Raw genomic sequence first — 25,840 nt, 5'->3', positions numbered from 1 at the left:
TCGGCCGGTGGCGGCCGCCTGCCCCGGCGCACGGCCGGCCATCGACTTCCGGGGTGTTGTCCGTACACTGCCGGGCATGGCATGCCGCATCAGTGAGCTGGTCATCGACGCCGCCGACCCCGAGCGGCTCGCCGCGTTCTGGAGTGAGGTCCTCGGCTACGTCGAACTCGGCCGGGAGGACGACGGAAGCATCGAGATCGGGCCACCCGACACCGGCTTCGGCGGCCCGCAGCCCACCCTCGTCCTCAGCCCCAGCAGCACCCCGCGGACCGGGCAGCTCCGACTGCACATCGACGTCAACGCCACCGACCGCGACCAGGACGCCGAGCTGGAGCGGCTGCTCGCGCTCGGCGCCAGGCCCGCCGACGTCGGCCAGACCGGCGCCGAGAACTGGCATGTCCTGGCCGACCCGGAAGGCAACGAATTCTGCCTTCTGCACACCCGGCTCAAGCCTGTGTGACCACGTGCCTCCCGGCGCCGAGCCGCTCGGCCGACGATGTGGCAACGGGCACACCGGGTGCGGCTGGTTCTGACCGGCGTAGACGGCGCGCTGGGGGGCGCGGACACGTCCGGCAATGACCCCCTGCCACACTCCGCGCGCCCTGCCGATGGTCACGGGCCGCGGCAATGATGAGCAGACCGCACGTGATCCCGTCGACTCCGCACGCCTGCCCCTGGCAGGCGGACACGCGGTGGAAGGAATACACGTTGTTGCTTCTCATCTCCCCGGACAGCGTCGAGGAGGCCCTCGACTGCGCAAAGGCGGCGGAGCACCTCGACATCGTCGATGTCAAAAGGCCCGACGAGGGCTCGCTCGGCGCGAACTTCCCGTGGGTCATCCGGGAGATCCGCGACGCGGTCCCGGCGGACAAGCCGGTGTCCGCCACCGTGGGAGACGTACCGTACAAGCCCGGCACGGTGGCCCAGGCGGCGCTCGGCGCGGCGGTCTCCGGAGCCACGTACATCAAGGTCGGCCTCTACGGATGCACCACGCCCGAACAGGCCGTCGAGGTCATGGAAGGGGTCGTCCGGGCGGTGAAGGACTACCGGCCGGACGCGTTCGTCGTCGCCTCCGGCTATGCCGACGCCCACCGGATCGGCTGCGTCAACCCGCTCGCGCTGCCCGACATCGCCCGCCGCTCCGGCTCCGACGCGGCCATGCTCGACACCGCGATCAAGGACGGGACACGGCTGTTCGACCACGTTCCGCCCGATGTCTGCGCGGAGTTCGTCCGGCTGGCCCACGAGGCGGGTCTGCTCGCCGCCCTCGCGGGCAGCGTCACAGCGGCGGACCTCGGCGCGCTGACCCGTATCGGCACGGACATCGTGGGGGTGCGCGGGGCGGTCTGCGAGGGGGGCGACCGCAACGCCGGCAGGATTCAGCCACGGCTGGTGGCCGCTTTCCGGGCGGAGATGGACCGGCACGCCCGGGAACGCGCGGCTGCCGTCGCGGCCGCGAGCTGACCGCCGGCATGCCGACAGGTCGGTCACATCACCCGCGCAGGACCCGCGGCAAGCGCTTCGCCGTCCTCGATCCGGCGACGGGCGCGGCCTTCGACGAGGCTCCCGACCAGCGGCCGGACGAGTTGGACGCCGTCGTCGACCGGGCCCACGCGGCCTGGCTCGGCCGGCGGGCCGACCCCGTCGCCCGCACCATGGCGTTGCTCGCGGCAGCCGACGCGGACGTGGAGGTGGAGCGGATCGCGGACCGGCTGTTCTGGGCGGCGTTCCGCAACTGCGGGCAGGTCTGCATGGCGGTCAAGCGCGGCTACGCCCCGGTCCGGCTCCACTCCGAGGTGGTCCAGGCCCTGGCGCGGCGCGCGAAGTCCGTCGTCGTCGGCCCCGGGCTCGAGGCGGGCTCGGAGCCGGGGCCGGTCAACAACTCCGCGCACCTGGCCCGGGTCGAGCACTGTACGGCCCAGGCCCTGGCGGACGGTGCCAGGGCCGTGGCCGGTGGCCACCGGCTGGACCGGCCGGGCTGCTTCTTCGCCCCGACGATCCTGGCCGATGTCCCGCCCGACAGCCCGGTGGTGGTGGCGGAGCAGCTCGGTCCGGTCCTTCCGGTGCTGCCGTACGGGAGTCTCGACGAAGCGGTCGAGCGGGCCAACGGCACCGGCTTCGGGCTGGGCGGCTCGGTCTGGGGAGCCGATCTCGACCGGGCCGAGGCGGTGGCCGACCGGCTGGTGTGCGGGACGGCGTGGATCAACCATGACGCCGAACTCTCCGTGCACCGTCCGGATGAGGCGGGCCGATGAGGTTCGGTGCGGCGGTACTGCGCTCGTACGAGAGCCGATTCACCGTCGAGGAGGTGATGTTGCACGCGGGCCCGGCCGACGGCGAGGTCCTGGTCCGGATCGCGGGCTGCGGGATGTGCCGGACCGATCTCGCGGTACGGCGTTCGGCGGGCCGCTCACCGCTGCCGGCGGTGCTCGGCCACGAGGGCTCCGGGGTCGTGGTGGAGACGGGCGGCCCGGACACCGGCCTGAGCGTCGGCGACCATGTCGTGCTGAGCTTCGACTCCTGCGGACACTGCCGGAACTGCGTGGGCGCGGCCCCCGCCTACTGTGACTCCTTCGCCTCGCTCAACCTCTTCGGAGGGCGCGCGGAGAAGGCGGCGCGGTTCACCGACGCGGCCGGGGGCGCCTTGGCCCCCCGGTGGTTCGGCCAGTCCTCGTTCGCCGAGTACGCGCTGGTCTCGGCCCGCAACACCGTCCGGGTCGATCCCTCGCTGCCCATCGCACTCCTCGGACCGCTCGGCTGCGGCTTCCTCACCGGTGCCGGAGCGGTCCTCAACTCCTTCGGCGTCGGCCCCGGCGACAGCTTCGCGGTCTTCGGCGCGGGAGCGGTGGGCCTGGCCGCGGTGATGGCGGCCACCGCCGCCGGGGCGGTGGCCGTGGCCGTCGACCGGCACCCCGAACGGCTGGCCCTCGCCGAGCGGTTCGGCGCGGTCCCGCTGCACGCCGCATCGGCTGGCCTGCCCGACCGCATCCGGCGACTGACCGACGGCGGCGCGCAGTACGCGCTGGACACCACGGGCTCCGCCCAGCTGATCAACAACGCGCTGTCGGCCCTGCGCCCCACCGGCCACCTCGGCCTGGTGGCACGGCTCCACACCGCGCTGCCGCTCGAACCGGGGACACTGGACCGGGGCCGCAGGATCTCCCACATCTGTGAGGGGGACGCGGTGCCGGGACTGCTGATTCCACGGCTGATCGGACTGTGGCAGGCCGGACGGTTTTCCTTCGACCAGCTGATCCGTACGTACCCGCTCGCCGACATCAACAAGGCCGAACGCGACTGCGAGGCGGGCCGCGTGGTCAAACCCGTCCTGGTTCCGTGATCTTTACGTCTCTGCTCGCCTCAAGGGAGGACACATGGTCGGCACGGCACATCGCAACGCCGGTGTGGAGGGTGTGGAAGGGGGTGTCGGTCTGACCGCCCTCATGGTCGCCGCGGCACGGGCGATCGAGACCCACCGCCACGACAGCCTGGCACGGGACGTCTACGCGGAGCACTTCGTGCGCGCCGCACCGGCGTCCGCGGGCTGGCCGGTCCGCATAGAACAGGCCGCGGACGGAGACGCGAACCCGCTGTGGGGGCGATTCGCGCGTTACTTCGGTCTGCGGACGAGGGTCCTCGACGACTTTCTCCTCCGGTCGGTGCACCCGCAGGGCGCCCGCCAAGTGGTTCTGCTCGGGGCGGGGTTGGACGCGCGGGCGTTCCGCCTCGACTGGCCTTCCGGGTGCGTGATCTTCGAGATCGACCGCGAAGGCGTGCTGGCGTTCAAGCACAAGGTGCTCGGCGGACTGTCGGCCACCCCGAAGGCAGCGCGCGTGCCGATCCCGATCGATCTGCGCGCCGACTGGGTCGGCGCGCTGACCGACGCCGGCTTCGACGCGACCGCGCCGAGCGTCTGGCTGGCCGAGGGGTTGCTGTTCTACCTGCCGAACGCCGCCGAGAAGTACCTCATCGACACGGTGGACGGATTGAGCGCGGGAGGAAGCGCTCTGGCGTTCGAGGCCAAGCTGGAAAAGGACCTGCTGGACTACCGCGACAGCCCGCTCTACACCTCGACGAAACGCCAGATCGGCATCGACCTGCTCGACCTGTTCAGTGGCGAGCAGCGGCCCGACTCCGCAGGTGATCTGGCGGGCAAGGGCTGGTCCACATCGGTCCACACCCCCTTCGACTTCACCCGCCGGCACGGATGCGGCCCACTGCCCGAGCAGAACGACGCGCTGGAGGGCAACCGGTGGGTGTTCGCGACCAAGCCCCGGCCGTGACGCTGCCGTCAGGGCGGCCGGTGTGAGCGCCGCTGATCGGCCCTCAGCTAAGAGCCGCACGACCGCCGGGCCGGCCGGGCACGCTGTGTCGTATGGAGATCATCGAGGTACTACCGGCACTGCGCATGCTGCGCTTCCCCGTGGGGTCGGCCTATCTGTGGCAGGACGGCGACGAGCTGACCCTCATCGACACCGGGACGGCTGACCGCGCGGCGGAGATCGAAGGAGCACTGGACGGTGCGTTGCGGCGCATCGTGCTGACGCACTGGCACGAGGACCACACCGGCTCGGCGGCCGAACTGGCCAACCGGCACGGAGCCGAGGTGGTCGCGCATCGGCTGGAGGCTCCGGTGATCCGAGGGGAGGCGGTCGGGGCGCCACCGGTACTGGAGCAGTTCGAGGTACCGATCAAAGCGGCGCTTCCGCCGCTGCCGCCGGCTCCGCCGTGCCGAGTTGACCACGAGGTCGAGGACGGCGATGTGCTGGCGTTCGGCGGCGGGGCGGTGGTGGTCGCGGTGCCCGGCCATACGGACGGGTCGATCGCGCTCCACCTGCCCGGTCCACGGGTTGTGTTCACCGGCGACGCGGTCGCCAACGTCGGTCGGGCCATGCTGGGCGTCTTCAACACCGACCGGGTCCGGGCCATGGAGTCGTTGCGCCGACTGGCCGAGCTCGACGTCGACACGGCGGTGTTCGGCCACGGTGAGCCGATCACCCGTAACGCCGCGTCCGCCTTGCACGGCGCGTCCACGGCCGCAGCCACATAAAACTTGCCCAAGCCACCCCGCACACCTCCGTGTTGTCTTACGTTGGACGGATGAATTACGACCTGGATCCCCGGCCGCCGTCCCCACTGGCGGAGAAGATAGACAGAGCGCTGGCCGTACTGATCATCATCGGTATCGCGCTCGGATCGTTCTGGCTGGCCTCCGGCCTCGCCTCGTCCTACATGTCACTCTTCACCTGACGCGCCCGCGCTCGAGCTGTGCCAGGGTAGACCTCGGGCCCGGCCGGCGGCCGTCCTGACGGATCGCGCGTATTCGTTCCGCGCGATCCGTGGGCATCTCCGCCGCACGGTACGGATCGTCGGCGAAACGGGGCCGGGCGGGATCGAGCGCTGACTACGCTCCGGCCGCGCCGGTGGAGTTCCCGGAGCGGCAGGCGACCTCCCAGGCCGCCTCGATCATCTTGAAGATCTCGTCCACCGCGGCCTCGGGATCGGCCGCCTCCCGGGCCAGCGAATAGGCGTCGATCACGAACCTCGCGATCGTCCGGCAGGCCGTTGTGGTCTGCGCCAGGTCGGGATCAGCGGCGATGGCCGTTGCCAGCGAGTCCGCGTGGCGCAGCCGCATCGACTCCTCGTACTCCCGCAGGGCGGGTGACGCGTCGACCATGCGCCAGATCGGGGCGGCGCTGTCCGCCGTGCAGTGCCGCACCAGGGCCTGGATCTCGCGCCGCAGCGCGGGCATGAGCGGCTCGTGCGGCGCCCGGCCGGTGACCGCCTGCGTCAGGCGTTGCTCGAAGTCTTGGTCCTGCTCGAACACCAGGGCCTCTTTCGAGGCGAAGTGGGAGAAGAGCGTGGTGACGGCCACGTCGGCCTCAGCGGCCACGTCACGGATGCCCACCGCGTCGTACCCGCGTTCCAGGAAGAGCCGCAGGGCGGTGTCGGCGATCTTCTGACGGGTCGCGGCCTTCTTACGCTCACGGCGTCCGGGCGGCACGGTCATTCCCTGATGCTATCAGACACAAAGGCGTATCGGTTCTTAAACCCTACCTGTTTTTAAACACTAACGGTTAGTGCTACGGTCGGCCGCATGAAGAAAGTGAGCTTCGCCGAATTCGGCGGTCCGGACGTGCTGCGACTCATAGACGCCGAGGAGCCCCACGCGGGCCCCGGTCAGGTACGCATCGCCGTGCGGGCGGCGGGCGTGAACCCCGTCGACTGGAGGATCCGGGAAGGCCAGGTCCTCGGCGCCCATCCGACCGAGCTGCCCTCCGGGGTCGGGCTGGACGCCGCCGGGGTGGTGGACGAGGTCGGCGCGGGCGTCGAAGGGGTCGAGATCGGCGACCAGGTGTTCGGCGAGGGCGCGAGCACCTATGCCGAGTTCGCCGTGCTGTCGGCCTGGGCCCGTATGCCCGAGGGCCTGACCTTCGAAGAGGCGGCCGGGTACCCCTCCGTGGTGGAGACCGCGCTGCGCATCATCCGCGAGGTCGGTGTGCGGTCCGGGCAGACGCTGCTGGTCAGCGGCGCGTCCGGCGGAGTCGGATCGGCGGTGCTGCAGATCGCCCGCGACCGCGGCATCACGGTGATCGGCACGGCCGGGGCCGCGAACCAGGACTACCTGCGCAGCCTGGGTGCCCTCGCCACGACGTACGGCGAGGGCTGGGTCGAGCGGGTGCGGCAGCTCGGCCAGGTCGACGCGGCACTCGATCTGGCCGGCTCGGGCGTGATCCGCGAGCTCGTCGAGCTGACCGGGGATCCGCAGAAGGTGATCTCCATCGCCGATCTCGACGCGCCGGAATCCGGTGTCCGATTCTCCGGCGTCGCCGGGAGCGTGCCGGACGCGCTCGCCGAGGCCGTCGACCTCATCTCACGGGGCAAGCTCCACATCCCGGTCGAGAAGTCCTACACCCTCGCCGAGGCCGCGGCGGCGCACATCGACAGCCACGCCGGTCATACGCGCGGGCGCCGGGTCATCGTCGTGTGAAAGCCGGCCGGCGGCGTCCGCGAGCGGGAATCGAGGACGCCGCCGGCCTCCAGGCCGGCCGGCGGCTCCCGGCCCGGGGTGCTCGGACACGAGGCCGGCAGCGGCCGTGCGGACGGCGACGGTCTTCCCGGCCGCGTCGCCGTCAGGCTTGCACGGTGGGCCGGACGACGATCTCGCTGATGTCGACGCCGTCGGGCTGCTCGATCGCGTACCCGATGGCGGAGGCGACGGCGGAGGGCGGCATGGCGATCTCGTCGCGCTGCCGGACGGCGGCCGCCGCCGCTTCGGGACTCGCTCCCTTGCCCACGCCCTCCGTGTTGGTGAACCCCGGCGAGACCAGGGTGACCCGCAGGTCGGGCCCCGACTCCTGCCGCAGGCCCTCGGTCAGCACCTTCACCGCCGTCTTGGTGGCCGCGTAGACGGCCTGGGGAGACTTCACCACGTAGGCCGCGGTGGAGGCGACGTTGACGAACTGGCCGGAGCGCTGCCGCCGGAAGATGGGCAGTGCCGCCCCGATGCCGTTCAGCAGGCCGGTGATGTGGGTGGCGACCATGGCGTCCCAGTCGTCCTGGCGCAACTCGTCGAACGGCGAGATCGCCATGGTGCCGGCATTGGAGACCAGGACATCGAGCCGGCCGAAGCGGCCGACCGCCGTGTCCGTCAGGCGCCTCAGGTCCTCGCGGCGCGTCACGTCGACGACGACCCCGACGGCCGAACCGCCCTTCGCCGTGATCCGGTCCACCACCGCGTTCAGCCGGTCCTCCCGCCGGGCTCCGAGCACCAGGTGGGCCCCGTGTTCGGCGAGGTGGATCGCCGTCGCCTCGCCGATGCCACTGCTGGCGCCCGTGATCGCGACGACCTTGCCCTCGATACCTGACATGACCAGCTTCCTTTCACGGTGTGCGCACAGGTCGTCGGGCCGACCCACAGCGAACCGGAGGCGCCCCCACTTGACTCGAGACTAAGTGGAGGAGTCTCCGGTTAGCAAGTCGAGGGCGCGAGCCTCGGCCGGTGACGCAACCGGGCGTACCGCGGCTCCATGTATTACTTCTCGACGGTGAAGCCCTGCTCCGAGCCGTACTTGGCGGACGCCTCGCGCCACGCGTCCAGGCCGTCCGCCAGCTTCTTGTCGGAGACGTAGGCCTTGCCGACGGTGTCGTTGAAGATCGAGTTGGCGTACACCTGGTACGGCAGGTACGTCCAGTCGGCGGGCACGTTCTTCGCGGACTCGGCGAAGATCTTGTTGGCCTTCTGGCCGCCGAAGTACGGGAACGCGGTGTCCTGGAACGACGACGCGTTCAGGTCCTTCGTGGTCGCCGGGAACGCGCCGTTCTCGACGCGGGTCCGCACGCCCGCACCGGAGTTGGCGTACTCCACGAAGGCGTACGCGAGTTCCTTGTTCTTGCCGAGCGCGGGCAGCGCCAGTGAGCTGCCGCCGTTCTCCGCACTCACGCTCTGCCCCTTCGTCCACTGCGGGAGCGGGGCCACCCGCCAGTCACCGGCCGCGTTCTTCACACCGGACGCGAAGTTGGCGGGCATCCACGCGCCGATGGGCAACGTGGCGATGCTGCCGTCGCCCAGCCCCTTGTACCAGTCGTCGCTCCAGCCCACGACGGGCGAGACGAGTTTTTCGTCGATCAGCTTCTGCCATGTCTCGGTGTACTTCTTGGCGCCCGCGTCGGTGAAGTCGATACCCACCGTGGTGCCGTCGACCTTGTACGGGCGCGAACCGGCCTGCCACAGCAGGCTGGTGGTCAGACCGGCGTCACCGACGTCGCTGGTGATGTACGCCTTCGGGTTCGCCTTGTGCAGCTTGCGGGCGGCCTCGACGTACTCGTCCCAGGTCGTCGGCACGGCGATCTCGTACCTGTCGAAGACCTTCTTGTTGTAGAACAGCGCCATCGGCCCGGAGTCCATGGGCAGGCCGTAGACGCCGTCGCCGGACCGCACCGCGTTCCACGGGCCCGGCGAGTAGGAGCCGGCCAGTTTGCCCGCGCCGTACGCCGTGAGATCGGTGACGGACTTCGTCAGGGCGTACTGGCCGAGCGCGTAGTACTCGATCTGTGCGACGTCAGGGACGCCCTTCTTCGCCGAAATGGCGTTCTGGAGGGCCTTGTACTGGTCGTTGTTGGTGCCCGCGTTGACCAGCTTGATGTCGACCTTCGGGTACTTCTTCTCGAAGTCGGCGGCAACCTGCTTGAGGGTGGGCTCCCACGCCCACACGGTCACGGTGCCGCCCTTCTTCAGCGCGGCCCGGATGTCAGCGGCGTCCACCCGCTTCTGATCGGAGCTGTCGCCGTCGGAGCCGCAGGCCGTCGCCCCGAGCGCCAGGACACAGACGAGACCAAGGCCGCGCAGCAGGCGGCGGGAGTACTTGGACATGGCGGTACTTCCACTTCATTCGGTTCGACAGGGATGTGCGGGCCAGGAGCGGGGCAGCGCGGCGGCTACTCCTTCACGCTCCCGGCGGCGAGCCCGGACTGCCAGTACTTCTGGAGCAGGAGAAACGCGGCGATCAGCGGCACGATGGTGAGCAGCGAGCCGGTGACGACGAGGTTGAAGACGGCTTCACCGCCGGCCGTGGCCGCCTGTTTGTTCCAGGCGTCGAGACCGAGGGTCAGCGGATACCAGTCGGGGTCCTTGAGCATGATCAGCGGCAGGAAGTAGTTGTTCCACGTCGCGACCGTGGTGAAGAGCAGCACGGTGACGGTCCCCGGTGCGAGGAGTGGCAGCGCGACCTGGAAGAAGGTCCGCAGCTCGCCCGCGCCGTCGATCCGGGCGGCCTCCATCAGCTCGGCGGGGATCGCCTCGGTGGCGAACACCCACATCAGGTACAGGCCGAACGGCGAGATGAGGGAGGGGACGATGATGGCCCAGGGGGTGTCGGTCAGGCCGAGCTTGCTGAACATCAGGAACGTCGGGACGGCGAGCGCCGTCGTGGGTACCGCGACGGCCCCGATGACGACGGCGAACACGGCGCGCTTGCCGGGGAAGTCGAACTTGGCGAGCGCGTAGCCGCCCAGGACGGCGAGCAAGGTGGCACCGCCCGCGCCGACCACCACGTACAGGAGGGTGTTGAGCAGCCAGCGGCCGAAGACGCCGTCCTGGTAGGTGAAGGTCTCGGTGAGGTTGTCCCAGAGGGCGAAATCCCCGTCGAACCACAGGCCGAACGACCGGGCGAGGCCCTGCTGGGTCTTGGTGGCGCTGATCACCAGCCAGAGCAGCGGTACGAGGCTGTAGAGCAGGACCACGCCGGTGAGCACGGTCAGCAGGACGCTGCGCCGGGGGCGGCCCGGGGTGTGCGGGCGGCGCGGTGCGCGCGGGCGCGGACGTGCGATCGGCCTCGGTGCGGTCGTGGGCCGCGGTGCGTCGGTGGCGCTGCTCGTCGTCATCGCGCTCACGCTCCCTTGCGCATGCCGCGCAGCTGGACGACATAGGCGACGACCATGGTGATCACGCCCATGACGATGGCGACCGTCGCGGAGTAGTTGTGCTGCTGGCCCGAGAAGGACAGCGAGTAGGTGTAGTAGTTGGGGGTGTAGTCGGTGGTGATCGCGTTCGGCGCGAGTTTTTGCAGGATGGCGGGCTCGTTGAAGAGCTGGAAGCTGCCGATGATGGAGAAGATCGTGGCGATGACGAGGGCGCCGCGGATCGCCGGGAGCTTGATCGCCGCGATGACCCGCCACTGTCCGGCACCGTCGATCTCGGCGGCCTCGTAGAGCGAGTGCGGGACGACCCGCAGCGCGGAGTAGAAGATCAGCATGTTGTACCCGACGAATTCCCAGGTGACGATGTTGCCGATGGACGCCAGGATCAGGTCGGAGGAGAGCGGGTCGGGCAGTCGCACGCCGAAGGCGTCGTTGATGTCGCCGACCAGCCCGAAGCGCGGGCCGTACATGAAGCCCCACATCAGGGCCGCGACGACGGCGGGTACCGCGTACGGCAGGAAGACGGAGATCCGGAAGAAGTCCTTGCCGTACAGGCGGCCGCTGTCGATCGCGAGCGCCACCAGCAGGGCGAGGCCCAGCATGATCGGCACCTGGATCAGCAGGAACAGGCCGACGCGCAGCACACCGTCCCAGAACTGGCCGTCCTGGAGAGCCTGCTGGTAGTTGTCCAGGCCGACGAAGGACGTGCCGCCGATGAGCCGGGTCCGGAACAGGCTCAGGTAGATCGAATACGCCAGCGGCGCCAGGAAGACCAGCGCGAACACGAGCACGAACGGGCCGATGAACCCCCATCCCGTCCACGACCGGCGCGGCCGTCGCGCCGGTGGCCCGGCCGACTGGTGCCCCACGGCCGCCGGCGGTTGTAGCGTCGTCATCTCGCGTCCCTCGCTCGTGCCTCGCCAACGGGGGTTTACGCAAACATTCAGGCCGCTCGAGCAGATCACCGGCGGAGCCGGACAGGGGTGATGTTTGCGTTAACATCTGATGGCGGCATGTTTACACTGCGTCCAGGAGGGCGGTCAAGGGTCGCTCACGCAACGCGGAAGAGGAACCGGTGGACGGAACAGGCCAGAGCACCTCGGCACCAGGCACACCACCGCCCGCGGACCGCACCCCACGCCGACGGCGGACCGTGTCGATGGCGGACGTCGCCCAGCTCGCGGGCGTCTCCTCACAGACCGTCTCCCGGGTCTCCAACGGCTTCGCCGGCGTGACCGAGGGCACGCGTCAACAGGTGCTCGCGGCCATGAAGGAGCTGGGCTACCGGCCCAACAGCGCGGCGCGCGCGCTCAAGCGCGGGGAGTTCCGCACGATCGGCGTCATCACCTTCACCCTCTCGACGACGGGCAATGTGCGCACGCTGGAGGCCATCGCCACCTCGGCCGCGCACGAGGGGTACGCGGTCACGCTCCTGCCGGTCGCGGTGCCCACTCAGGACGAGGTGCGCGGCGCCTTCTCCCGGTTGGGCGAGCTGGCGGTGGACGCGGTCATCGTCATCATGGAGGTCCACCTTCTCGACGCCGCCCGGCTGTCGCTGCCGCCGCAGGTGAAGGTGGTGGTCGCGGACTCGGACGCCGGCGACCGGTTCACGGTCGTCGACACGGACCAGGCGGGCGGGACCCGGGACGCCGTGCGCCACCTGCTGGACCTCGGGCACCGCACGGTCTGGCACCTCGCGGGACCCGAGGAGTCGTACGCGGCCCAGCGGCGAACGGATGCCTGGCGCACGGCGCTGGAGGACGCGGGGCGCGTGGCACCACCGCTGGTACGCGGCGACTGGTCGGCGGAGTCGGGCTACCGCGCGGGACTCCACCTGGCGGAGCAGCCCGACTGCACCGCGGTGTTCGCGGCCAACGACCAGATGGCACTCGGCCTCCTGCGGGCCCTGCACGAGCGTGGCCGCAAGGTTCCCGAGGAGGTGTCCGTCGTCGGGTTCGACGACATCCCCGAGGCCGGCTCGTTCCTGCCCCCACTGACCACGGTCCACCAGGACTTCGCCGAGGTGGGCCGCCGCTGCGTGGAAGGTGTTCTGCACCAAGTGCGGCAGAACGGGCCGGAGCGCGGCACGGTGCTCGTACCCACCCGGCTCGTCGTCCGGGAGAGCACCGCCCCGCCGCCGGACCAGCGGTGACGGCGCCGGGCGCGCCGGGCGGCGGTGCCGCCGACGCCGGCCGACCAGGGGCATGACGCACGGTGTTGCCCGGCCCTCCCGGCCAGTTCGCCAGGTGATGGTGGGGGCTTGCACGACCCCTCATGTTTACGCAAACATCACGGGTGGGCGGCGCACTGACCGCAACCCTCCCCCGCCAGCCACCTAGGAGCCAGCAGCCATGCCCGTACTTCACCGAGACGCTTCCGGCTTTCTGCTCGACGGAGAGCCCTTCCGGATACTGTCGGGCGGGCTGCACTACTTCCGCGTCCATCCCGCGCAGTGGGCCGACCGGCTGAGCAAGGCACGCCTGATGGGCCTGAACACCATCGAGACGTACGTCCCGTGGAACCTCCACCAGCCGCGACCGGACACCTTCCGCATGGACGGCGCGCTCGATCTGCCGCGCTTCCTCGACCTCGCCGCGGCGGAAGGTCTCCATGTGCTCCTTCGGCCAGGTCCTTACATCTGTGCCGAATGGGAGGGAGGCGGGCTGCCTTCATGGCTGCTCAACGAACCCGACATCCGGCTGCGCTCCCGCGACCCCAGGTTCCTGGCCGCGGTGGACGACTACCTGGCACAGCTCTTCACCCCCCTGCGCTCCCGACTCGCCGGCCAGGGCGGCCCGGTCCTCGCGGTGCAGGTGGAGAACGAGTACGGCGCCTACGGCGACGACACCGCCTATCTGGCACACCTCGCCGAAACGCTGCGCCGCTGCGGGGTGGATGTCCCCCTGTTCACCTGCGACCAGCCGGCGGACATGGAGCGTGGCGCGCTGCCGGGCACCCTCGCCACCGTCAACTTCGGCAGCCGCTCCGCGGAGCATCTGGCGGACGTGCGCGGCCGGCAGCCGGACGCCCCCTTGATGACCACGGAGTTCTGGATCGGCTGGTTCGACCGCTGGGGCGGTCACCATGTGGTCCGCCCCGCGGATCAGGCCGCCCGCGAACTCGACGAGCTGCTCGCCTCGGGGGCCTCCGTCAACCTCTACATGTTCCACGGCGGCACCAACTTCGGCTTCACCAGCGGCGCCAACGACAAGCACACCTACCGGCCGACCGTCACCTCCTACGACTACGACGCACCGCTGGACGAGGCCGGGGACCCCACCGAGAAGTACACCGCGTTCCGCGACGTCATCGCCAAGCACACCGGGGTGCCGGCGGCTCCGGTGCCGCCGCACGGGCCCAAACTCGCCCTGGAGGGCGTGGAGTTGCCCGAGAGCGCCGACCTGCTCTCCTGCGCTCCGGGGTTCGGCGCGGCCACCCCCGCCGAGCGGCCCCTGACGATGGAGGAGCTGGGCCAGGACTTCGGCTTCGTGCAGTACGAAACCGTGCTGCCCGACGCCGGCCCCGCGCTGCTGGAGGTGGAGCGGGTACGTGACCGCGCCCAGGTCTTCCTCGACGGGCAGCCGGTGGGTGTGCTGGAGCGGGAGAACCACGAGCACACCCTCGCCTTCACCGTCCCGCGCGCGGGCTGCGTTCTCACCCTGCTGGTGGAGAACCAGGGCCGGGTGAACTACGGACCGGGCATCCACGACCGCAAGGGCCTGCCGGGCAAGGTCCTGCTCGACGGTGCCGAGCTGCTCGGCTGGAGCAGCCGCGCCCTGCCGCTCGACAGCCTCGAGGGCGTGCCCTTCACCCCGACGACGGTCACGCCCGTCGGGCCGACACTGCATCGCGGCACCTTCGAGCTGTCGGATACCGCCGACACCTTCCTCCACCTGCCGGGCTGGACGAAGGGCAACGCGTGGATCAACGGTTTCGCCCTCGGCCGCTACTGGTCGCGCGGCCCGCAGCGCTCCCTCTACGTTCCCGCCCCCGTGCTGCGTACCGGCCGGAACGAGATCGTCGTCCTGGAACTGCATGCGGCCCACCGCGCCCGCACCGTCTCGCTGCGGGCGGCGCCGGACCTCGGTCCGACCGAGGAGTGAGGCCGGACACCCGCAGACCGGACGCCCACCGGCCGGACACCCACAGACCGGACGCCCACCGGCCGGACACCCACAGGCCGGGCACCGCTTGGGTGCCCGGCCTCGTCCGTCGTCGGGTCCGCTTCGGCGACCCGGGTGGTGTGCCGGTCAACGCGATCCGAGCTCAGCTCGATAACACTCCGTCACATACGGCATGGCCAGCGGACACGTGGCGTCCAGCAGCGCGTGGACCCGTCCCAGCAGTTCCTCCCGGGGCGCGGGCTCCAGAGTGATCACGTAGCTGCGGGAGGCGACCATGTCCATGACCTCTCCGGCCGTCATCGGATGGCTCCAGCGGAAGTCCTGCCGTTCGATGGCACCGAACGGCGTGCCGAGGCGTCCCACCTGCCGGTCCTCCGTCGGCGCTGCGGCGCAGTCGCGCAGGATCCGGTCCAGCTCCGCGACCCAGGGCACCGACACATCCCGCAGGTTCCACACCAGGCCCAGCCGCCCGCCCGAGCGCAGCACGCGGGCAGCTTCCGGGACCGCCCGCCTCGGATCGACCCAGTGCCAGGCCTGCGCGCAGACCAGGGTGTCCACGCTTGCGTCCGGTAGTGGGATCGCTTCCCCCGTCCCGTCCAGAACTCGCACATCAGGGAGGACTCGGGAGAACCGCTCGCGCATCCCGGCGGAGGGCTCCACCGCGATGACGTCCCGGCCCGGAGCCGGCAGCGCGCGGGTCAGCTTGCCGGTGCCTGCGCCGAGATCGACCACGGTCCGTGCGTGCTCGGGCACCAGCCAGGCCACCGCCTCCGGCGGATAGGGCGGGCGGCCACGCTCATAGGCGTCCGCCGCGGCACCGAACGAGCTCGCCTGGCGGTGTTTCTCGTGCTCCTCGGCTGTCGTCATGCCCGGCATCCTGCCATCCGGCCGCTCGGCGCGGCCTTGCGAACGGGGCGCGCCCACGCCCGCGGGCAGGACCTCAGACGGGCGGCCAGTTCCGCAGGGCCGCGTCGGCGACCTGCTGGAGGTCGTCGCGGGTGGCGCCGCTGGCGGCTTGGACGGCGATGCCGTTCGCCACGGTCATGACGTAGCGGGCGAGCACTCCGGGGTCGGAGTCCGGGGGCAGATCGCCTTCGTCGACGGCTTGCCGGAACCGGTCGCGGAGGCGGGCGGTGCCCTCGTTGCGCCAGGCGACGAGGGCGTCCCGGGCGGTGCGTCCGGCGTCGCCGGCGGCGAGGGACGCCTGGACGCCGAGACACCCGGTGGGGCAGCCGGGGCGGGTGGTGGCCCGGACGGAGCCGTTGAGGAACGCGGTGGCCACCTGCCGGGCGGTCGGCTCTCGCAGGGCCCGGTCCCCGTACGAGGCGGGGCCTTCGGCGTAGCGCTCCAGCGCCTTGCGGAACAGGTCCTCCTTGTTGCCGAACGCCGCGTACATGCTGGTGCGGGTGATGCCCATGGCGCTGGTCAGGTCGGTGAGGCTGGCGCCTTCGTAGCCCCGTTCCCAGAAGACCCGCACGGCCTGTTCGAGGGCCTCATCGGCGTCGAATCCTCTCGGCCGGCCGATCGGTGCCTTCCGCTGCGTCTCCATGCGCTCGATCATACCTCTTCTGTACTGACCGGTGCGGAAGTGCTACGGTCTCGTTCGGTACCGATCGGTACTTAACTTTGTGGAGGACATTCCCATGGGACACCTTGAAGGCAAGACCGCCGTCGTCACCGGCGGCAGCACCGGGATCGGCCTGGCCACCGCCGTACGGCTGGCGGCCGAGGGCGCGTACGTGTTCATCACCGGCCGGCGCAAGGCCGAACTGGACGCCGCCGTGGAGACCATCGGCTCGGCGAGGGCCACGGCGGTGGCGGGCGACATCGCGAACCTGGCCGATCTGGACCGGCTGTACGACACGGTCCGCGCCCGGGGCCAGGGGCTGGACGTGTTGTTCGCCAACGCGGCGACCGCCTCGCTGGTGGCACTGGGGCAGATCACCGAGGAGGACTACGACCAGACCTTCGGGGTCAATGTGCGAGGCACGCTGTTCACCGTGCAGAAGGCGCTGCCGCTGCTCAACGACGGCGCCTCGGTGATCCTGAACGCCTCCACCGCCGCCGACCACGGCAGGGAGGAGTTCAGCCTGTACGCGGCGTCCAAGGCCGCCGTCCGGTCCTTCGCGCGGACCTGGGCCAACACCCTCAAGGACCGCGACATCCGGGTCAACGCGATCTCGCCCGGCCCGATCGACACCCCCGCCATCACGAACCTCTTCGGCGAGGAGAACGCGGCCGGCGTCAAGGCGCACCTCGCCACCACCGCCGCGATCGGCCGGATGGGCCGCCCGGAGGAAGTCGCCGCGGCCGTGGCGTTCCTGGCCTCCGACCAAAGCAGCTTCGTCCTGGGCGCCAACCTGTACGTCGACGGCGGCGAGAACCAGATCTGACCCGCGGACGACACCCCCGCCCGGCTCGTCGCCGGTGTGCACCCCGCACGTCGGCGACGGGGGCCGCCACGGGGGCTATCCCGCCCCGAGCACCACTGAGCGGCCTCGGGGCCGCAAACGTCATCCAGCGCTCGGTCGCCGGTGTGCGCTGGTCCGGCACGTCGAGATGGTTGAGGGTCCTCTGTAGAGGCGGGTCCGGCAGTCCGCTCCGAACCGCTTCTCGCGGTACCCGATGACGTGTGCGGCCACCTTCTCGTAGAAAGCTCGGCCCGGCCACCGCGGGCGCGGGCCCGCGGTGGCCGGGGATGGCGAGCACACCGGCGTCAGGCTCCCCTCGGCAGGACCTCGTTCCGCGCCGAGGTCACTCCGTGATGGTGGGCGGCGCGGCCAGGAACGGACGCACCTCGAGCCATTCGTGGATCGGCTTCCCGCCCGCCCCGGGGGCCGCCGACAGCTCCCCGGCCAGCTCGATGGCGCGCTCGTAGCTGTCGACGTCGATCACCATCCAGCCGGCGATGAGGTCCTTGGTCTCGGCGAACGGGCCGTCGGTGACCGGCGGGCGCCCCTCGCCGCCGTACTGGACCCACGTCCCCTCGGGGGCGAGCGCCTGACCGTCGACGAACTCGCCGGTCTTCTCGAGCCGGGCCGCGAAGTCCTGCATGTACCGCATGTGCGCCGAGACCTCCTCCGGCGTCCACTGGTCCATGGGCACGCCGTTGACCGGAGCCGGGGCGCCTCGGTAGTGCTTGAGCAGCAAGTACTTGGCCATCGTGGTTCTCCTCGGTGCTGGTGCGACCCATTGTGGCCGCGTTCACCACAGGGACGGAGCCGGTCACGGATTCTCGACATCGCCGTCCGCATTTTTTTGAAACGGTCGTCCGGCCCAGGCCCGGACCACGGCCAGGCGGGCGGGCTGTCACCATAGGAACACCTACGCCACAAGCGTCTGTCCGCCGGAGAGGAGCGCCGATGTCCCACCGACCCGCGACCCACGAACGTGACGAGCCGATGGTGTCCGCCCGATGAGGGGCGTACTGGTGACCGGCGGCTCGCGCGGTATCGGCCGGGCCGTCGCGCTGGCCTTCGCCCGCGGTGGCGACCGGGTCGCGGTGCAGTACGCCGGCCGCCGCGCGGATGCCGAGGAGACCCTGCGGCAGTTGCCGGGCGAGGGACATACGCTGCTCCAGGCCGACCTGGGCGAGCCCGGCGCGGCCGAGCGGGTGGTGGCCGAGGCGCTCGCCGCCCTGGGCACGGTGGACGTCCTGGTGAACAACGCGGCCGTGGCGCCCACGGCGGACACTCGGCACCCGATCGCGCACACCCCGCTGGCGGACTGGCAGCGGATCTGGCGGCGCATGGTCGAGGTCAACCTGCTCGGTGCGGCCGATCTGAGCTGGGCCGTGGCCCGCCACCTCGTGGACCGCGGGGCCGGCGGCGCGATCGTGAACGTCGGCTCACGCGGCGCGTTCCGGGGGGAACCCGACTTCCCGGCCTACGGGGCGGCCAAAGCCGCGCTCCACGCACTCGGCCAGTCGCTGGCGGTGGCACTGGCTCCGCACGGCATCGCGGTCACCTCCGTCGCTCCCGGGTTCGTGGCCACCGAGCGGCAGGCGGCGAAGTTGTCCGGTGCGGAAGGCGAACGCCTGCGGGCGGAGAGCCCGTTCGGCCGGGTGGGCACCCCGGAGGAGATCGCCGCCGCTGTGCACTTCCTGGCGTCCCCCGCGGCGGTGTGGGCCTCCGGAACCGTCGTCGACCTCAACGGCGCGTCTCATCTGCGCACGTGATTCCACCGGCCGCTCCAGGAAGACGGCCGCGCTGACGAACGTCCCCCGGCGGCGCGTCCTGCCCGCTGCGCCACCCCGCCGGGATACCGGTGCCGCACTGGCGCCACGTCACCGGCGCGGTGCGCCGCTCAGGCGCTCCGGGCGCAGTCCGCGGCCAGTCTCAGGCTCTCGTCGACCGCGTGCGGGATGTCGACGACCGGGAACAGCGTGTGCCGCACGGTCCGCTGGGCGTCGACGACGACGATCAGGCGCTTGTGCCGCAGCCGGCCCGCGCCGCGGAAGGTCGGCAGCCGCAGGGCTGCGGCCAACTGGTGGCGGGCGTCGGACAGGAGGGGGTACGGGACGGCCTCGGCGCGGGCGAATTCGGCCTGCTCATGGGAGAGTTGGGTGCTGATGCCGCGCACGTCCGCCCCCGCGCGCAGGAAGTCCGGCCAGGCGTCCCTGAAGAGCCGGTTCTCCAGCGTGCAGCCGGCCGCTCCGGGGATCGCGCCCCACTCCACTCCGGTGCCGGGGTAGGTGAACAGCACGGTCGCCGTGGCGTCCGGTGAGACGAGGGGCAGGTCGGTGCCCTCGGTGCCGGGCAGTTCGAGCCCCTCGGGCAGGCGGGTGCCCACCAGGGCGCGCACCCTGGCGTGCTCGGCGCCGTCCACCGCGGCCGTCGCGGTGACGTCGCCGTCACCCAGCACCCATCGGTCGCCCCAGTCCTGCATGGCGACGAGCACGGGCAGCAGCGCCTCCCCGGCGTCGGTGAGCAGGTACGCGTAGCGCACCGGACGCCGCTGGTAGAGGCTGCGACGCAGGACCCCCTGGGCGACCAGCCGCCCGAGCCGCTCGGTGAGCACCTTCCTGGACAGGCCGATCTCGGTGGCCAGTGCGTCGAAGCGGACATGTCCGCGTGCGACCTCCCGCAGCACCAGTACGTTCCACCAGTCCCCCAGGACCAGGGCGGCCTGGGCGATGCCGCATGTCTCGTCGGCGTTGTGCATCCTCATGCGCCCATAGTAGGTTCCCAATCGGAACTCACTTTGTTTCATCGTGGAACTTACTGCCCGCCGCCGTGCGGGCTCAGCCTGAGGAGCTGCACCGTGACCGCTATCAGCCGGGTCGTCGCACGGGAGATCATCGACAGCCGGGGCAATCCGACCGTCGAGGTGGACGTCGAACTCAAGGACGGCTCGCTCGGCCGCGCCGCCGTCCCGTCGGGCGCCTCCACCGGCGCCCGGGAGGCGGTGGAGCTGCGCGACGGCGACCCCGCCCGTTTCCACGGCAAGGGCGTACGGCGGGCCGTGGACGCCGTGAACGAGAGCATCGCGGACGCCGTCACCGGACTCCACGCCGAGGACCAGGCGACGGTCGACCGCACCATGATCGAACTGGACGGGACAGCCACCAAGTCACGGTTGGGCGCCAACGCCCTGCTCGGTGTCTCCCTGGCCACCGCCAAGGCCGCGGCCGCGGCCCACCGGCTACCGCTGTACCGCTACGTCGGCGGAGTCGACGCCCGGCTGCTGCCGGTGCCGATGATGAACATCATCAACGGCGGCGCCCACGCCCACAATCCGCTCGACTTCCAGGAATTCATGATCGCCCCCATCGGCGCGGACACCTTCGCCGAGGCCGTCCGCATGGGCTCGGAAGTCTTCCACACCCTGCGCACCCACCTGCTCGCCGCCGGCCACAGCGTGAACGTCGGCGACGAAGGGGGCTTCGCACCCCAACTGCGCAGCGCCGAGGAAGCCCTCGACTGCGTCGTACGCGCCATCGAACAGACCGGCTACCGGCCCGGCACCGACATCACCCTCGTCATGGACCCGGCCACCTCGGAGTTCTTCCGCGACGGCGACTACGACTACACCGGCGAGGGCGTCCGCCGCACCCCCGCCGAACACGCCGACTACCTCGCCGCCCTCGTCGACCGCTACCCCGTCGCCTCGATCGAGGACCCGATGGCCGAGGACGACCACGACGGCTGGCGGGCCCTGACCGCCCGGCTGGGCGACCGCTGCCAGCTCACCGGCGACGACGTCTTCTGCACCAACGAGACGCTGCTGCGCGCCGGCATCCGGGACGGCATCGCCAACTCGATCCTGGTCAAGGTCAACCAGATCGGCACCCTCACCGAGACCCTGGCCACCGTGGCCACCGCCCGCGGCGCCGGCTACACCGTCGTCCTGTCCCACCGCTCCGGCGAGACCGAGGACACCACGATCGCCGACCTCGCCGTCGCCACCGGCTGCGGCCAGATCAAGACGGGCTCGCTCTCCCGCGCGGACCGCACCGCCAAGTACAACCAGCTCGTGCGCATCGAGGAAGAGCTGGGTCCCCAGGCCCGCTACGCGGGCGCGGAAGTCCTGGGGCTGCGCCGCTGACACCGGGCCGACACTCATCGGCCGCCGTGCCGGACGTGGTGCGGCCCGGCCGCCGGTGGGCAGGCTCCGCGCCCGGGGCGGAGTCCAACGCCGCTCCCGTGCCCGCCGCCCGAAGCGGCCGCCCTTCGCCCCCCCCGGTTCCAACGAGGCGCGTGCGGGCCGGCTTGACGTCCGATCACCGGATGTCAGTCGGCTTCCAGGGGGAACGGATCGGGGCGCCGGGTTCCCGTGGCACGCTCGATCAGCGAGGCGAAGCCATGGGCGATGTGCTGTTCGGTGGCCTGGGCGACGAGGTCCGGGTCGCCGACCGCCATGGCGTCGACGATCGCCGTGTGCTCGGCCTGGGACGCGGCGCTGCGCTCCAGTGATTCCAGCGACAGGTCCCACGGGAAGCTCTGCCATGTCGCTCTGATCTCGTCGCACAGCGAGGGCACGCCACACCGCTCGTAGAAGTGGAAGTGGAAGCGTTCGTTGAGTTCCTGGTAGCGGGCCGGGTCGGCCGCGTCGAGTGCCTGCTGCATCTGTTCGATCAGCCCCCTGGCCTGGGCGAGGTCCAGGCGGCTGAACCGCAGGGTGGCGCGGCGCATCGCGTAGCTCTCCACCAGCCTGCGCACGATGTAGGTGCCCTTGGTGCGCTCGAGGTCGAGACCGGCGACCCGGACCCCCTTGTGCGACTCGGAGACCAGCAGCCCCTCCGCCTCCAGGACCCGCATGGCCTCCCGGACGGGGGTGATGCTCGTGGACAGTTCCCGGGCCAGCTGGTCCTGGCGCAGCCGTTCACCGCGGGGCAGTTGACCGGTGAGGATGCGGCGGCGCAGTTCAGCGGCGATCTTGTCCTTCTTCGTCGCGCCGCCGGTCCCGGCCCGCGTCGTCATCGTGTCCTCTCCCGTCGTCGTCCCGTCGTCGTCACCATGCCTGGACAGAGCCCTGGAAGCATACTCTCAGCAGATAATGCATTATCGCTTGTCTCATGCATTTCTGGTGCGTAACGTGGCGCCCGCCGCCCCGCACACCGACACCGGAGGAACACACATGGGTGAGGACCAGCGCAGGCACGGACCGCACGCGGGGGCGGAAGGTCCCGCGCTGCCGTTGAGCGGGATCACGGTCGTCGCGATCGAGCAGGCCGTCGCCGCTCCCATGGCGACCCGGCATCTCGCGGACCTCGGCGCCCGGGTGATCAAGGTGGAGCGTGCGGGCGGCGGCGACTTCGCACGCGCCTACGACACCACCGTGCTCGGCCAGTCCAGCCACTTCGTCTGGCTCAACCGCGGTAAGGAGAGCATCACGCTCGATGTGAAGAGCGCACACGGCGGCGAGGTGATGCGCCGGCTGCTGGCCAGGGCGGATGTCTTCGTACAGAACCTCGGTCCGGGCGCGGCCGAACGGCTGGGGCTGGGCGCCGAGCAGCTGCTGCGCGACCACCCCCGGCTGATCGTGGCCGGCATCAGCGGCTACGGCCCCTCCGGCCCGTACCGCGCGAAGAAGGCCTACGACCTGCTCGTCCAGTGCGAGGCCGGCGTCGTCTCGGTCACCGGAACACCCGAGACCCCGGCCAAGGCCGGCATCCCCGTCGCGGACATCGCGGCAGGCATGTACACCTTCTCGGCCGTACTGACGGCCCTGTACGAGCGCGAGCGCACCGGAACGGGCCAGCATCTGGAGATCTCGATGCTGGACGCGCTCACCGAGTGGATGGGCTACCCGATGTACTACGCCACCTACGGCGGCACGCCCCCGCAGCGCAGCGGCGCCCACCACGCGGCGATCGCCCCCTACGGCCCCTTCACCACCGGGGACGGCCGGCAGATCTTCCTCGCGGTGCAGAACGACCGGGAGTGGGCCGTGCTGTGCTCGGACATTCTGGAGGATCCGGGGCTGGCGCGGGATCCGCGGTTCGCGACCAACTCCGACCGGGTCGAGCACCGCGACGAGGTGGCGGCCCTGATCGAGGCCCGGCTCGCCGGACGGAGCATCGAGGACGTCGAGGCCCTGCTGGAGAAGGCCCGCATCGCCAACGCCCGGCTGCGCGATGTCGCCGACGCCGCCCAGCATCCCCAGCTCCTCGCACGCGACCGCGTGCGCACCGTCGCCACCCCGGCCGGCCCGGTGCGTGCGCTGCGCCCACCGATGCTCAACGAGACCCGCGAGACGGCGATGGGCGCCGTCCCCGCGGTCGGCGAGCACACCGACTCCGTCCTGGAATGGCTCGGCCTGGACGCCGGCCACACGCAGGCCACGGCCTGAACACCACCGAGGCCGTCGCCCTCGCCAACGGCACCGACTACGCCCTGCTCGGAGCGGTATGGACCCGCGGCATCGGACGCGGCCACCGCAACGTACGACGCCGGCGGCGGTGTCGAACCGCCCTTCGGCGGCTTCGGCGCCTTCGGCTACGGCCGCGAAAAGGCTACGAGGCCCTGGACTTCTTCACCGAGACCAAGACCACGGTGGTATCGCTCGCATGAACACCCTCCGACACGCCCGCAGCTTCCTGTTCGTCCCCGGCAACCGGCCCGACCGCTTCGCCAGGGCCCTGTCCTCCGGAGCCGACGCCACCATCATCGACCTCGAGGACGCGGTGCCCGCCTCGGACAAGGACACGGCCCGCGACGAGGTCGCCGCATGGCTGCGTACACAGGCCGTCCTCGATTCGGTCGTGGTCAGGGTCAACGCCGTCGGCACCCCCTGGTTCGCCGGCGACCTGCGTCTGGTCGCCGAAGCCCACTGCCATGTGATGCTGCCGAAGTCCGAGACACCCGAGGACATCGCCGCGGCCGCCTCCCGTCTGGCCCCGGACCGCGCCGTGGTGCCACTCATCGAAACGGCGGCGGGCGTTCTGGCCGCCGACCGGATCTGCGCCGCGGCGAACGTGGCCCGGCCCGCGCTCGGCAACATCGACCTCGCCAACGACCTCGGCGTCTCCCCCACCGACCCCGCCGCCCTCAGCCACGCCCGCCAGCACCTGGTCCTGGCCGCCGCGGCGGCCAGGACCGCCGGCCCGATCGACGGCGTCACCCCGCAATTCGACGATCCGGACCAGGTCCACGCGGACGCGGTGCACGCCAAAAGCCTCGGCTACACCGCGAAACTGTGCATCCACCCCCGCCAGATCCCACCCATTCTCCGCGCGTTCACACCCGACGAGCGGGAAGTGGCCTGGGCCCGCCAGGTCCTGGCGGCGGCCGCACACGACGGCGGCGCGACCGCGCTCAACGGCGAGATGCTCGACCGGCCCGTCTACGAACGCGCCCAGGCAATTCTGCACGCGGTCCGCGACACACGAGGGGAGGCCACCGATGAGTGAGCCGCGGGGTGGCTCGTCGGTGGCGATGAGGACCTGGGCGTAGGTCGTCGCCACGCCCAGCCCGCTGGGGCGCGATCTGCCCTGCCGAAGACGGCCACGCGGCTCACGTGGCACACATCATGGCCAGGCGCTGTCGGTGCGTTCGGCGTCCGCCGGCCCGTCCGCGTCGCGGGCCGCGTCATCGCTGTCCGGGGCGGGATCGCCGAGCGTGCGGCGTTCGGTCGAGTCGTGGGAGCCGCCGGTGCATGTCGTGGCGAGCGTGTAGGCGATGTCGACGTCCTGGTAGGCGACCCGCGCCCGCACACGCTCGGGCAGGTTTCTTCGCACGCTGCGTGATGTCGACCGGCGGCCGGGGGTGCCGTGGAAGGTCACCCGTGCCTGTGGCTCGTGCAGAAAACGAAGATCGGATGCCCGCAGGGAGGAGGCGAAGGAGATGTCCGCCGTCCGCTCGTCCTGACCGCGCCCCGCCGCCTCCGCGGCGTCGCCCGCGTCCTGTCCCGCTGCCTCCTCCTGGCCCACGGCGCGCCCCGGTCCGCGTCCGTCGGGCGCATCGTTTCAGGGCGGCTCAGACGTGCGCTTCCGGGTCTGTCCGCGCTCCGCCCCGTGTTTCGGCCGCCGCGCGGTCGGCTCGGCGGCGTCGGCCGTGTCCTCGGCAGCCGATTCCGCGGACCCGCTCGGTCTCCGCGCGCTCTTCTCCGCGCCGCGCACCGCCTTACCGGCTGCTTTTCCCGCCCCCTTGCCCAGGGCCCGCGCGGACTCGCCCGCGGTCCTGCCCGCCTCCCGGACGGCGCCGCCCGCGCTCCTGCCGACGTCCTCGGCCGCTTCGGCTGTGCCGCGTCCCAGCTCGTCGACCGCGCTGCCGGCTCCGCCGCCGACGTCCCGTACCGCGGCTCCGGCCCCTTGGGTGATCTGCTCCAGGATCTGCGGGTTGTTGTCGATCGTGCGCAGTACCCGGCCGACGACCCGCGCGACGTTGTCCAGCCGCACCTTCAGCAGCGCCTGCGCCTCCACGCCCTTGATCTCCAGCTTGACGCGTCCCAGGTGGACATCGGCGCCGACGTTCAGCTTGAGCAGGTCCAGGACTTCCGCCTGCAAGGAGACACGAGCACGCAGATCCTCCACCTCGAGGCCGATCTCATCGACCTCCAGGCGGGGGACGTCGAGGAGGACATCGGGGCTCCGATCGGTCTCCTCACCCGCGGGGAGGAGCTCACCTTCCTGTGCTTCCTCGCCCCGCTCGTCCCGATGCCACTCGCCCCGGCGGTGTGCCCGGCCATGGGCGATCTCCTGGTCGTCCTGCTCTTCCTCGTCGACGAACCCGTGGCCGTCGTGCTCCGCTTCGCTCATCACACGGCCTCGCTGCCCCTGGGGTCCGGAATTGCCATGGCGGAGGTTCCACCGTTGATGTCCCCTCTTCCACCGTAGAACGCGCTGCCCGGACTGT

General features: G+C 71.2%; 27 protein-coding genes. 15 read left to right on the top strand and 12 right to left on the bottom strand.

Annotated features, from left to right (window positions below; all coding sequences use genetic code 11):
• Positions 1–76: 76 nt before the first annotated feature.
• The 7 genes from N6H00_RS38050 to N6H00_RS38020 all read left to right on the top strand — a co-directional run bounded on the left by N6H00_RS38050 (position 77) and on the right by N6H00_RS38020 (position 5,250).
• Entirely contained in the window at positions 77–460 is a 384-nt protein-coding gene (locus tag N6H00_RS38050; protein ID WP_268976460.1) for a VOC family protein, read from the top strand.
• A gap of 248 nt (positions 461–708) precedes the next feature.
• Positions 709–1,464: a (5-formylfuran-3-yl)methyl phosphate synthase gene (locus N6H00_RS38045; protein ID WP_268976459.1), complete on the top strand. Its 756-nt coding sequence runs from the start codon at positions 709–711 to the stop codon at positions 1,462–1,464.
• A gap of 8 nt (positions 1,465–1,472) precedes the next feature.
• Entirely contained in the window at positions 1,473–2,255 is a 783-nt protein-coding gene (locus N6H00_RS38040) for an aldehyde dehydrogenase family protein (RefSeq protein ID WP_268976458.1), read from the top strand.
• A complete protein-coding gene (locus N6H00_RS38035) occupies positions 2,252–3,340 on the top strand; it encodes an NAD(P)-dependent alcohol dehydrogenase (RefSeq protein ID WP_268976457.1) in 1,089 nt (362 codons plus the stop codon). Before N6H00_RS38040 ends, N6H00_RS38035 begins: the two co-directional genes overlap by 4 nt.
• Positions 3,341–3,374: 34 nt before the next feature.
• Positions 3,375–4,283 (top strand): class I SAM-dependent methyltransferase, encoded by a 909-nt coding sequence (locus N6H00_RS38030; RefSeq protein ID WP_268976456.1) that lies wholly within the window; start codon positions 3,375–3,377, stop codon positions 4,281–4,283.
• A gap of 92 nt (positions 4,284–4,375) precedes the next feature.
• Positions 4,376–5,050, top strand: a complete 675-nt coding sequence (locus N6H00_RS38025) for an MBL fold metallo-hydrolase (RefSeq protein ID WP_268976455.1) — start codon at positions 4,376–4,378, stop codon at positions 5,048–5,050.
• 50 nt (positions 5,051–5,100) lie between these two features.
• Positions 5,101–5,250, top strand: a complete 150-nt coding sequence (locus N6H00_RS38020) for a hypothetical protein (RefSeq protein WP_268976454.1) — start codon at positions 5,101–5,103, stop codon at positions 5,248–5,250.
• A 154-nt stretch (positions 5,251–5,404) separates the two neighbouring features.
• Here N6H00_RS38020 and N6H00_RS38015 read toward each other — a convergent pair whose 3' ends face one another.
• Positions 5,405–6,010, bottom strand: coding sequence for a TetR/AcrR family transcriptional regulator (locus N6H00_RS38015; protein WP_268976453.1), 606 nt, complete (start codon positions 6,008–6,010; stop codon positions 5,405–5,407).
• An 87-nt stretch (positions 6,011–6,097) separates the two neighbouring features.
• Between N6H00_RS38015 and N6H00_RS38010 the strand changes: the two genes are divergently transcribed.
• The gene (locus N6H00_RS38010) at positions 6,098–6,991 is read left to right on the top strand and encodes an NADP-dependent oxidoreductase (RefSeq protein WP_268976452.1); all 894 of its coding nucleotides are present in this window, start codon (positions 6,098–6,100) and stop codon (positions 6,989–6,991) included.
• Positions 6,992–7,133: 142 nt separating this feature from the next.
• On the opposite strand, the gene N6H00_RS38005 is transcribed toward N6H00_RS38010, so the two are convergent.
• The 4 genes from N6H00_RS38005 to N6H00_RS37990 all read right to left on the bottom strand — a co-directional run bounded on the left by N6H00_RS38005 (position 7,134) and on the right by N6H00_RS37990 (position 11,315).
• The gene (locus tag N6H00_RS38005; protein ID WP_268976451.1) at positions 7,134–7,871 is read right to left on the bottom strand and encodes an SDR family oxidoreductase; all 738 of its coding nucleotides are present in this window, start codon (positions 7,869–7,871) and stop codon (positions 7,134–7,136) included.
• Positions 7,872–8,035: 164 nt separating this feature from the next.
• A complete protein-coding gene (locus N6H00_RS38000) occupies positions 8,036–9,373 on the bottom strand; it encodes an ABC transporter substrate-binding protein (protein WP_268976450.1) in 1,338 nt (445 codons plus the stop codon).
• A gap of 65 nt (positions 9,374–9,438) precedes the next feature.
• Positions 9,439–10,383 carry a carbohydrate ABC transporter permease gene (locus tag N6H00_RS37995; RefSeq protein WP_268976449.1) on the bottom strand — a complete coding sequence of 315 codons (945 nt, stop codon included), beginning with the start codon at positions 10,381–10,383 and terminating at the stop codon, positions 9,439–9,441.
• A gap of 5 nt (positions 10,384–10,388) precedes the next feature.
• Positions 10,389–11,315 (bottom strand): carbohydrate ABC transporter permease, encoded by a 927-nt coding sequence (locus N6H00_RS37990; RefSeq protein ID WP_268976448.1) that lies wholly within the window; start codon positions 11,313–11,315, stop codon positions 10,389–10,391.
• Between the two features lie 263 nt (positions 11,316–11,578).
• Between N6H00_RS37990 and N6H00_RS37985 the strand changes: the two genes are divergently transcribed.
• Positions 11,579–12,571, top strand: a complete 993-nt coding sequence (locus tag N6H00_RS37985) for a LacI family DNA-binding transcriptional regulator (RefSeq protein ID WP_268976446.1) — start codon at positions 11,579–11,581, stop codon at positions 12,569–12,571.
• Between the two features lie 199 nt (positions 12,572–12,770).
• A complete protein-coding gene (locus tag N6H00_RS37980) occupies positions 12,771–14,522 on the top strand; it encodes a glycoside hydrolase family 35 protein (RefSeq protein WP_268976445.1) in 1,752 nt (583 codons plus the stop codon).
• 147 nt (positions 14,523–14,669) lie between these two features.
• On the opposite strand, the gene N6H00_RS37975 is transcribed toward N6H00_RS37980, so the two are convergent.
• Together N6H00_RS37975 and N6H00_RS37970 are read right to left on the bottom strand one after the other, a co-directional pair.
• Positions 14,670–15,410, bottom strand: coding sequence for a class I SAM-dependent methyltransferase (locus N6H00_RS37975; RefSeq protein WP_268976444.1), 741 nt, complete (start codon positions 15,408–15,410; stop codon positions 14,670–14,672).
• A 73-nt stretch (positions 15,411–15,483) separates the two neighbouring features.
• A complete protein-coding gene (locus N6H00_RS37970) occupies positions 15,484–16,092 on the bottom strand; it encodes a TetR/AcrR family transcriptional regulator (protein WP_268976443.1) in 609 nt (202 codons plus the stop codon).
• A 94-nt stretch (positions 16,093–16,186) separates the two neighbouring features.
• Here N6H00_RS37970 and N6H00_RS37965 point away from each other — a divergent pair, with 94 nt between their 5' ends.
• On the top strand, positions 16,187–16,936 hold the full coding sequence (locus N6H00_RS37965) for an SDR family NAD(P)-dependent oxidoreductase (protein ID WP_268976442.1): 750 nt from the start codon (positions 16,187–16,189) through the stop codon (positions 16,934–16,936).
• Positions 16,937–17,297: 361 nt separating this feature from the next.
• On the opposite strand, the gene N6H00_RS37960 is transcribed toward N6H00_RS37965, so the two are convergent.
• Positions 17,298–17,705, bottom strand: coding sequence for a YciI family protein (locus N6H00_RS37960; protein WP_268976441.1), 408 nt, complete (start codon positions 17,703–17,705; stop codon positions 17,298–17,300).
• Between the two features lie 253 nt (positions 17,706–17,958).
• Here N6H00_RS37960 and N6H00_RS37955 point away from each other — a divergent pair, with 253 nt between their 5' ends.
• Positions 17,959–18,720, top strand: coding sequence for an SDR family NAD(P)-dependent oxidoreductase (locus tag N6H00_RS37955; RefSeq protein ID WP_268976440.1), 762 nt, complete (start codon positions 17,959–17,961; stop codon positions 18,718–18,720).
• Positions 18,721–18,848: 128 nt separating this feature from the next.
• On the opposite strand, the gene N6H00_RS37950 is transcribed toward N6H00_RS37955, so the two are convergent.
• On the bottom strand, positions 18,849–19,712 hold the full coding sequence (locus N6H00_RS37950; RefSeq protein WP_268976439.1) for a winged helix-turn-helix transcriptional regulator: 864 nt from the start codon (positions 19,710–19,712) through the stop codon (positions 18,849–18,851).
• 93 nt (positions 19,713–19,805) lie between these two features.
• On the opposite strand from N6H00_RS37950, the gene eno reads away from it, so the two are divergent.
• The gene (gene eno / locus N6H00_RS37945; RefSeq protein ID WP_268976438.1) at positions 19,806–21,089 is read left to right on the top strand and encodes a phosphopyruvate hydratase; all 1,284 of its coding nucleotides are present in this window, start codon (positions 19,806–19,808) and stop codon (positions 21,087–21,089) included.
• A gap of 185 nt (positions 21,090–21,274) precedes the next feature.
• On the opposite strand, the gene N6H00_RS37940 is transcribed toward eno, so the two are convergent.
• On the bottom strand, positions 21,275–21,964 hold the full coding sequence (locus N6H00_RS37940) for a GntR family transcriptional regulator (RefSeq protein WP_268976437.1): 690 nt from the start codon (positions 21,962–21,964) through the stop codon (positions 21,275–21,277).
• Between the two features lie 157 nt (positions 21,965–22,121).
• On the opposite strand from N6H00_RS37940, the gene N6H00_RS37935 reads away from it, so the two are divergent.
• Both N6H00_RS37935 and N6H00_RS37930 read left to right on the top strand, forming a co-directional pair.
• Positions 22,122–23,336, top strand: a complete 1,215-nt coding sequence (locus N6H00_RS37935; RefSeq protein ID WP_268976436.1) for a CaiB/BaiF CoA transferase family protein — start codon at positions 22,122–22,124, stop codon at positions 23,334–23,336.
• Between the two features lie 217 nt (positions 23,337–23,553).
• A complete protein-coding gene (locus N6H00_RS37930) occupies positions 23,554–24,396 on the top strand; it encodes an HpcH/HpaI aldolase/citrate lyase family protein (protein WP_268976435.1) in 843 nt (280 codons plus the stop codon).
• A gap of 117 nt (positions 24,397–24,513) precedes the next feature.
• Here the strand turns inward: N6H00_RS37930 and N6H00_RS37925 are convergent, their stop codons facing one another.
• Together N6H00_RS37925 and N6H00_RS37920 are read right to left on the bottom strand one after the other, a co-directional pair.
• Positions 24,514–24,915: a hypothetical protein gene (locus tag N6H00_RS37925; protein WP_268976434.1), complete on the bottom strand. Its 402-nt coding sequence runs from the start codon at positions 24,913–24,915 to the stop codon at positions 24,514–24,516.
• Between the two features lie 36 nt (positions 24,916–24,951).
• Positions 24,952–25,743 carry a hypothetical protein gene (locus N6H00_RS37920; protein WP_268976433.1) on the bottom strand — a complete coding sequence of 264 codons (792 nt, stop codon included), beginning with the start codon at positions 25,741–25,743 and terminating at the stop codon, positions 24,952–24,954.
• Positions 25,744–25,840 lie beyond the last annotated feature (97 nt).

Source organism: Streptomyces sp. S465 (assembly GCF_026898115.1).
Taxonomy (GTDB): Bacteria; Actinomycetota; Actinomycetes; order Streptomycetales; family Streptomycetaceae; genus Streptomyces; species Streptomyces luomodiensis.
The sequence above is the reverse complement of the archived record's forward strand: the minus strand, read 5'-3'. Positions and strand labels throughout refer to the sequence as shown.

Excerpts from the sequence above, each read along its gene's own strand:
- N6H00_RS38050 (WP_268976460.1), top strand. The coding sequence starts at position 77 with ATGGCATGCCGCATCAGTGAGCTGGTCATCGACGCCGCCGACCCCGAG.
- N6H00_RS38040 (WP_268976458.1), top strand. The coding sequence starts at position 1,473 with ATGCCGACAGGTCGGTCACATCACCCGCGCAGGACCCGCGGCAAGCGC.
- N6H00_RS38035 (WP_268976457.1), top strand. The coding sequence starts at position 2,252 with ATGAGGTTCGGTGCGGCGGTACTGCGCTCGTACGAGAGCCGATTCACC.
- N6H00_RS38030 (WP_268976456.1), top strand. The coding sequence starts at position 3,375 with ATGGTCGGCACGGCACATCGCAACGCCGGTGTGGAGGGTGTGGAAGGG.
- N6H00_RS38025 (WP_268976455.1), top strand. The coding sequence starts at position 4,376 with ATGGAGATCATCGAGGTACTACCGGCACTGCGCATGCTGCGCTTCCCC.
- N6H00_RS38020 (WP_268976454.1), top strand. The coding sequence starts at position 5,101 with ATGAATTACGACCTGGATCCCCGGCCGCCGTCCCCACTGGCGGAGAAG.
- N6H00_RS38015 (WP_268976453.1), bottom strand. The coding sequence starts at position 6,010 with ATGACCGTGCCGCCCGGACGCCGTGAGCGTAAGAAGGCCGCGACCCGT.
- N6H00_RS38010 (WP_268976452.1), top strand. The coding sequence starts at position 6,098 with ATGAAGAAAGTGAGCTTCGCCGAATTCGGCGGTCCGGACGTGCTGCGA.
- N6H00_RS38005 (WP_268976451.1), bottom strand. The coding sequence starts at position 7,871 with ATGTCAGGTATCGAGGGCAAGGTCGTCGCGATCACGGGCGCCAGCAGT.
- N6H00_RS38000 (WP_268976450.1), bottom strand. The coding sequence starts at position 9,373 with ATGTCCAAGTACTCCCGCCGCCTGCTGCGCGGCCTTGGTCTCGTCTGT.
- N6H00_RS37995 (WP_268976449.1), bottom strand. The coding sequence starts at position 10,383 with ATGACGACGAGCAGCGCCACCGACGCACCGCGGCCCACGACCGCACCG.
- N6H00_RS37990 (WP_268976448.1), bottom strand. The coding sequence starts at position 11,315 with ATGACGACGCTACAACCGCCGGCGGCCGTGGGGCACCAGTCGGCCGGG.
- N6H00_RS37985 (WP_268976446.1), top strand. The coding sequence starts at position 11,579 with ATGGCGGACGTCGCCCAGCTCGCGGGCGTCTCCTCACAGACCGTCTCC.
- N6H00_RS37980 (WP_268976445.1), top strand. The coding sequence starts at position 12,771 with ATGCCCGTACTTCACCGAGACGCTTCCGGCTTTCTGCTCGACGGAGAG.
- N6H00_RS37975 (WP_268976444.1), bottom strand. The coding sequence starts at position 15,410 with ATGACGACAGCCGAGGAGCACGAGAAACACCGCCAGGCGAGCTCGTTC.
- N6H00_RS37970 (WP_268976443.1), bottom strand. The coding sequence starts at position 16,092 with ATGGAGACGCAGCGGAAGGCACCGATCGGCCGGCCGAGAGGATTCGAC.
- N6H00_RS37965 (WP_268976442.1), top strand. The coding sequence starts at position 16,187 with ATGGGACACCTTGAAGGCAAGACCGCCGTCGTCACCGGCGGCAGCACC.
- N6H00_RS37960 (WP_268976441.1), bottom strand. The coding sequence starts at position 17,705 with ATGGCCAAGTACTTGCTGCTCAAGCACTACCGAGGCGCCCCGGCTCCG.
- N6H00_RS37955 (WP_268976440.1), top strand. The coding sequence starts at position 17,959 with ATGAGGGGCGTACTGGTGACCGGCGGCTCGCGCGGTATCGGCCGGGCC.
- N6H00_RS37950 (WP_268976439.1), bottom strand. The coding sequence starts at position 19,712 with ATGAGGATGCACAACGCCGACGAGACATGCGGCATCGCCCAGGCCGCC.
- N6H00_RS37940 (WP_268976437.1), bottom strand. The coding sequence starts at position 21,964 with ATGACGACGCGGGCCGGGACCGGCGGCGCGACGAAGAAGGACAAGATC.
- N6H00_RS37935 (WP_268976436.1), top strand. The coding sequence starts at position 22,122 with ATGGGTGAGGACCAGCGCAGGCACGGACCGCACGCGGGGGCGGAAGGT.
- N6H00_RS37930 (WP_268976435.1), top strand. The coding sequence starts at position 23,554 with ATGAACACCCTCCGACACGCCCGCAGCTTCCTGTTCGTCCCCGGCAAC.
- N6H00_RS37920 (WP_268976433.1), bottom strand. The coding sequence starts at position 25,743 with ATGAGCGAAGCGGAGCACGACGGCCACGGGTTCGTCGACGAGGAAGAG.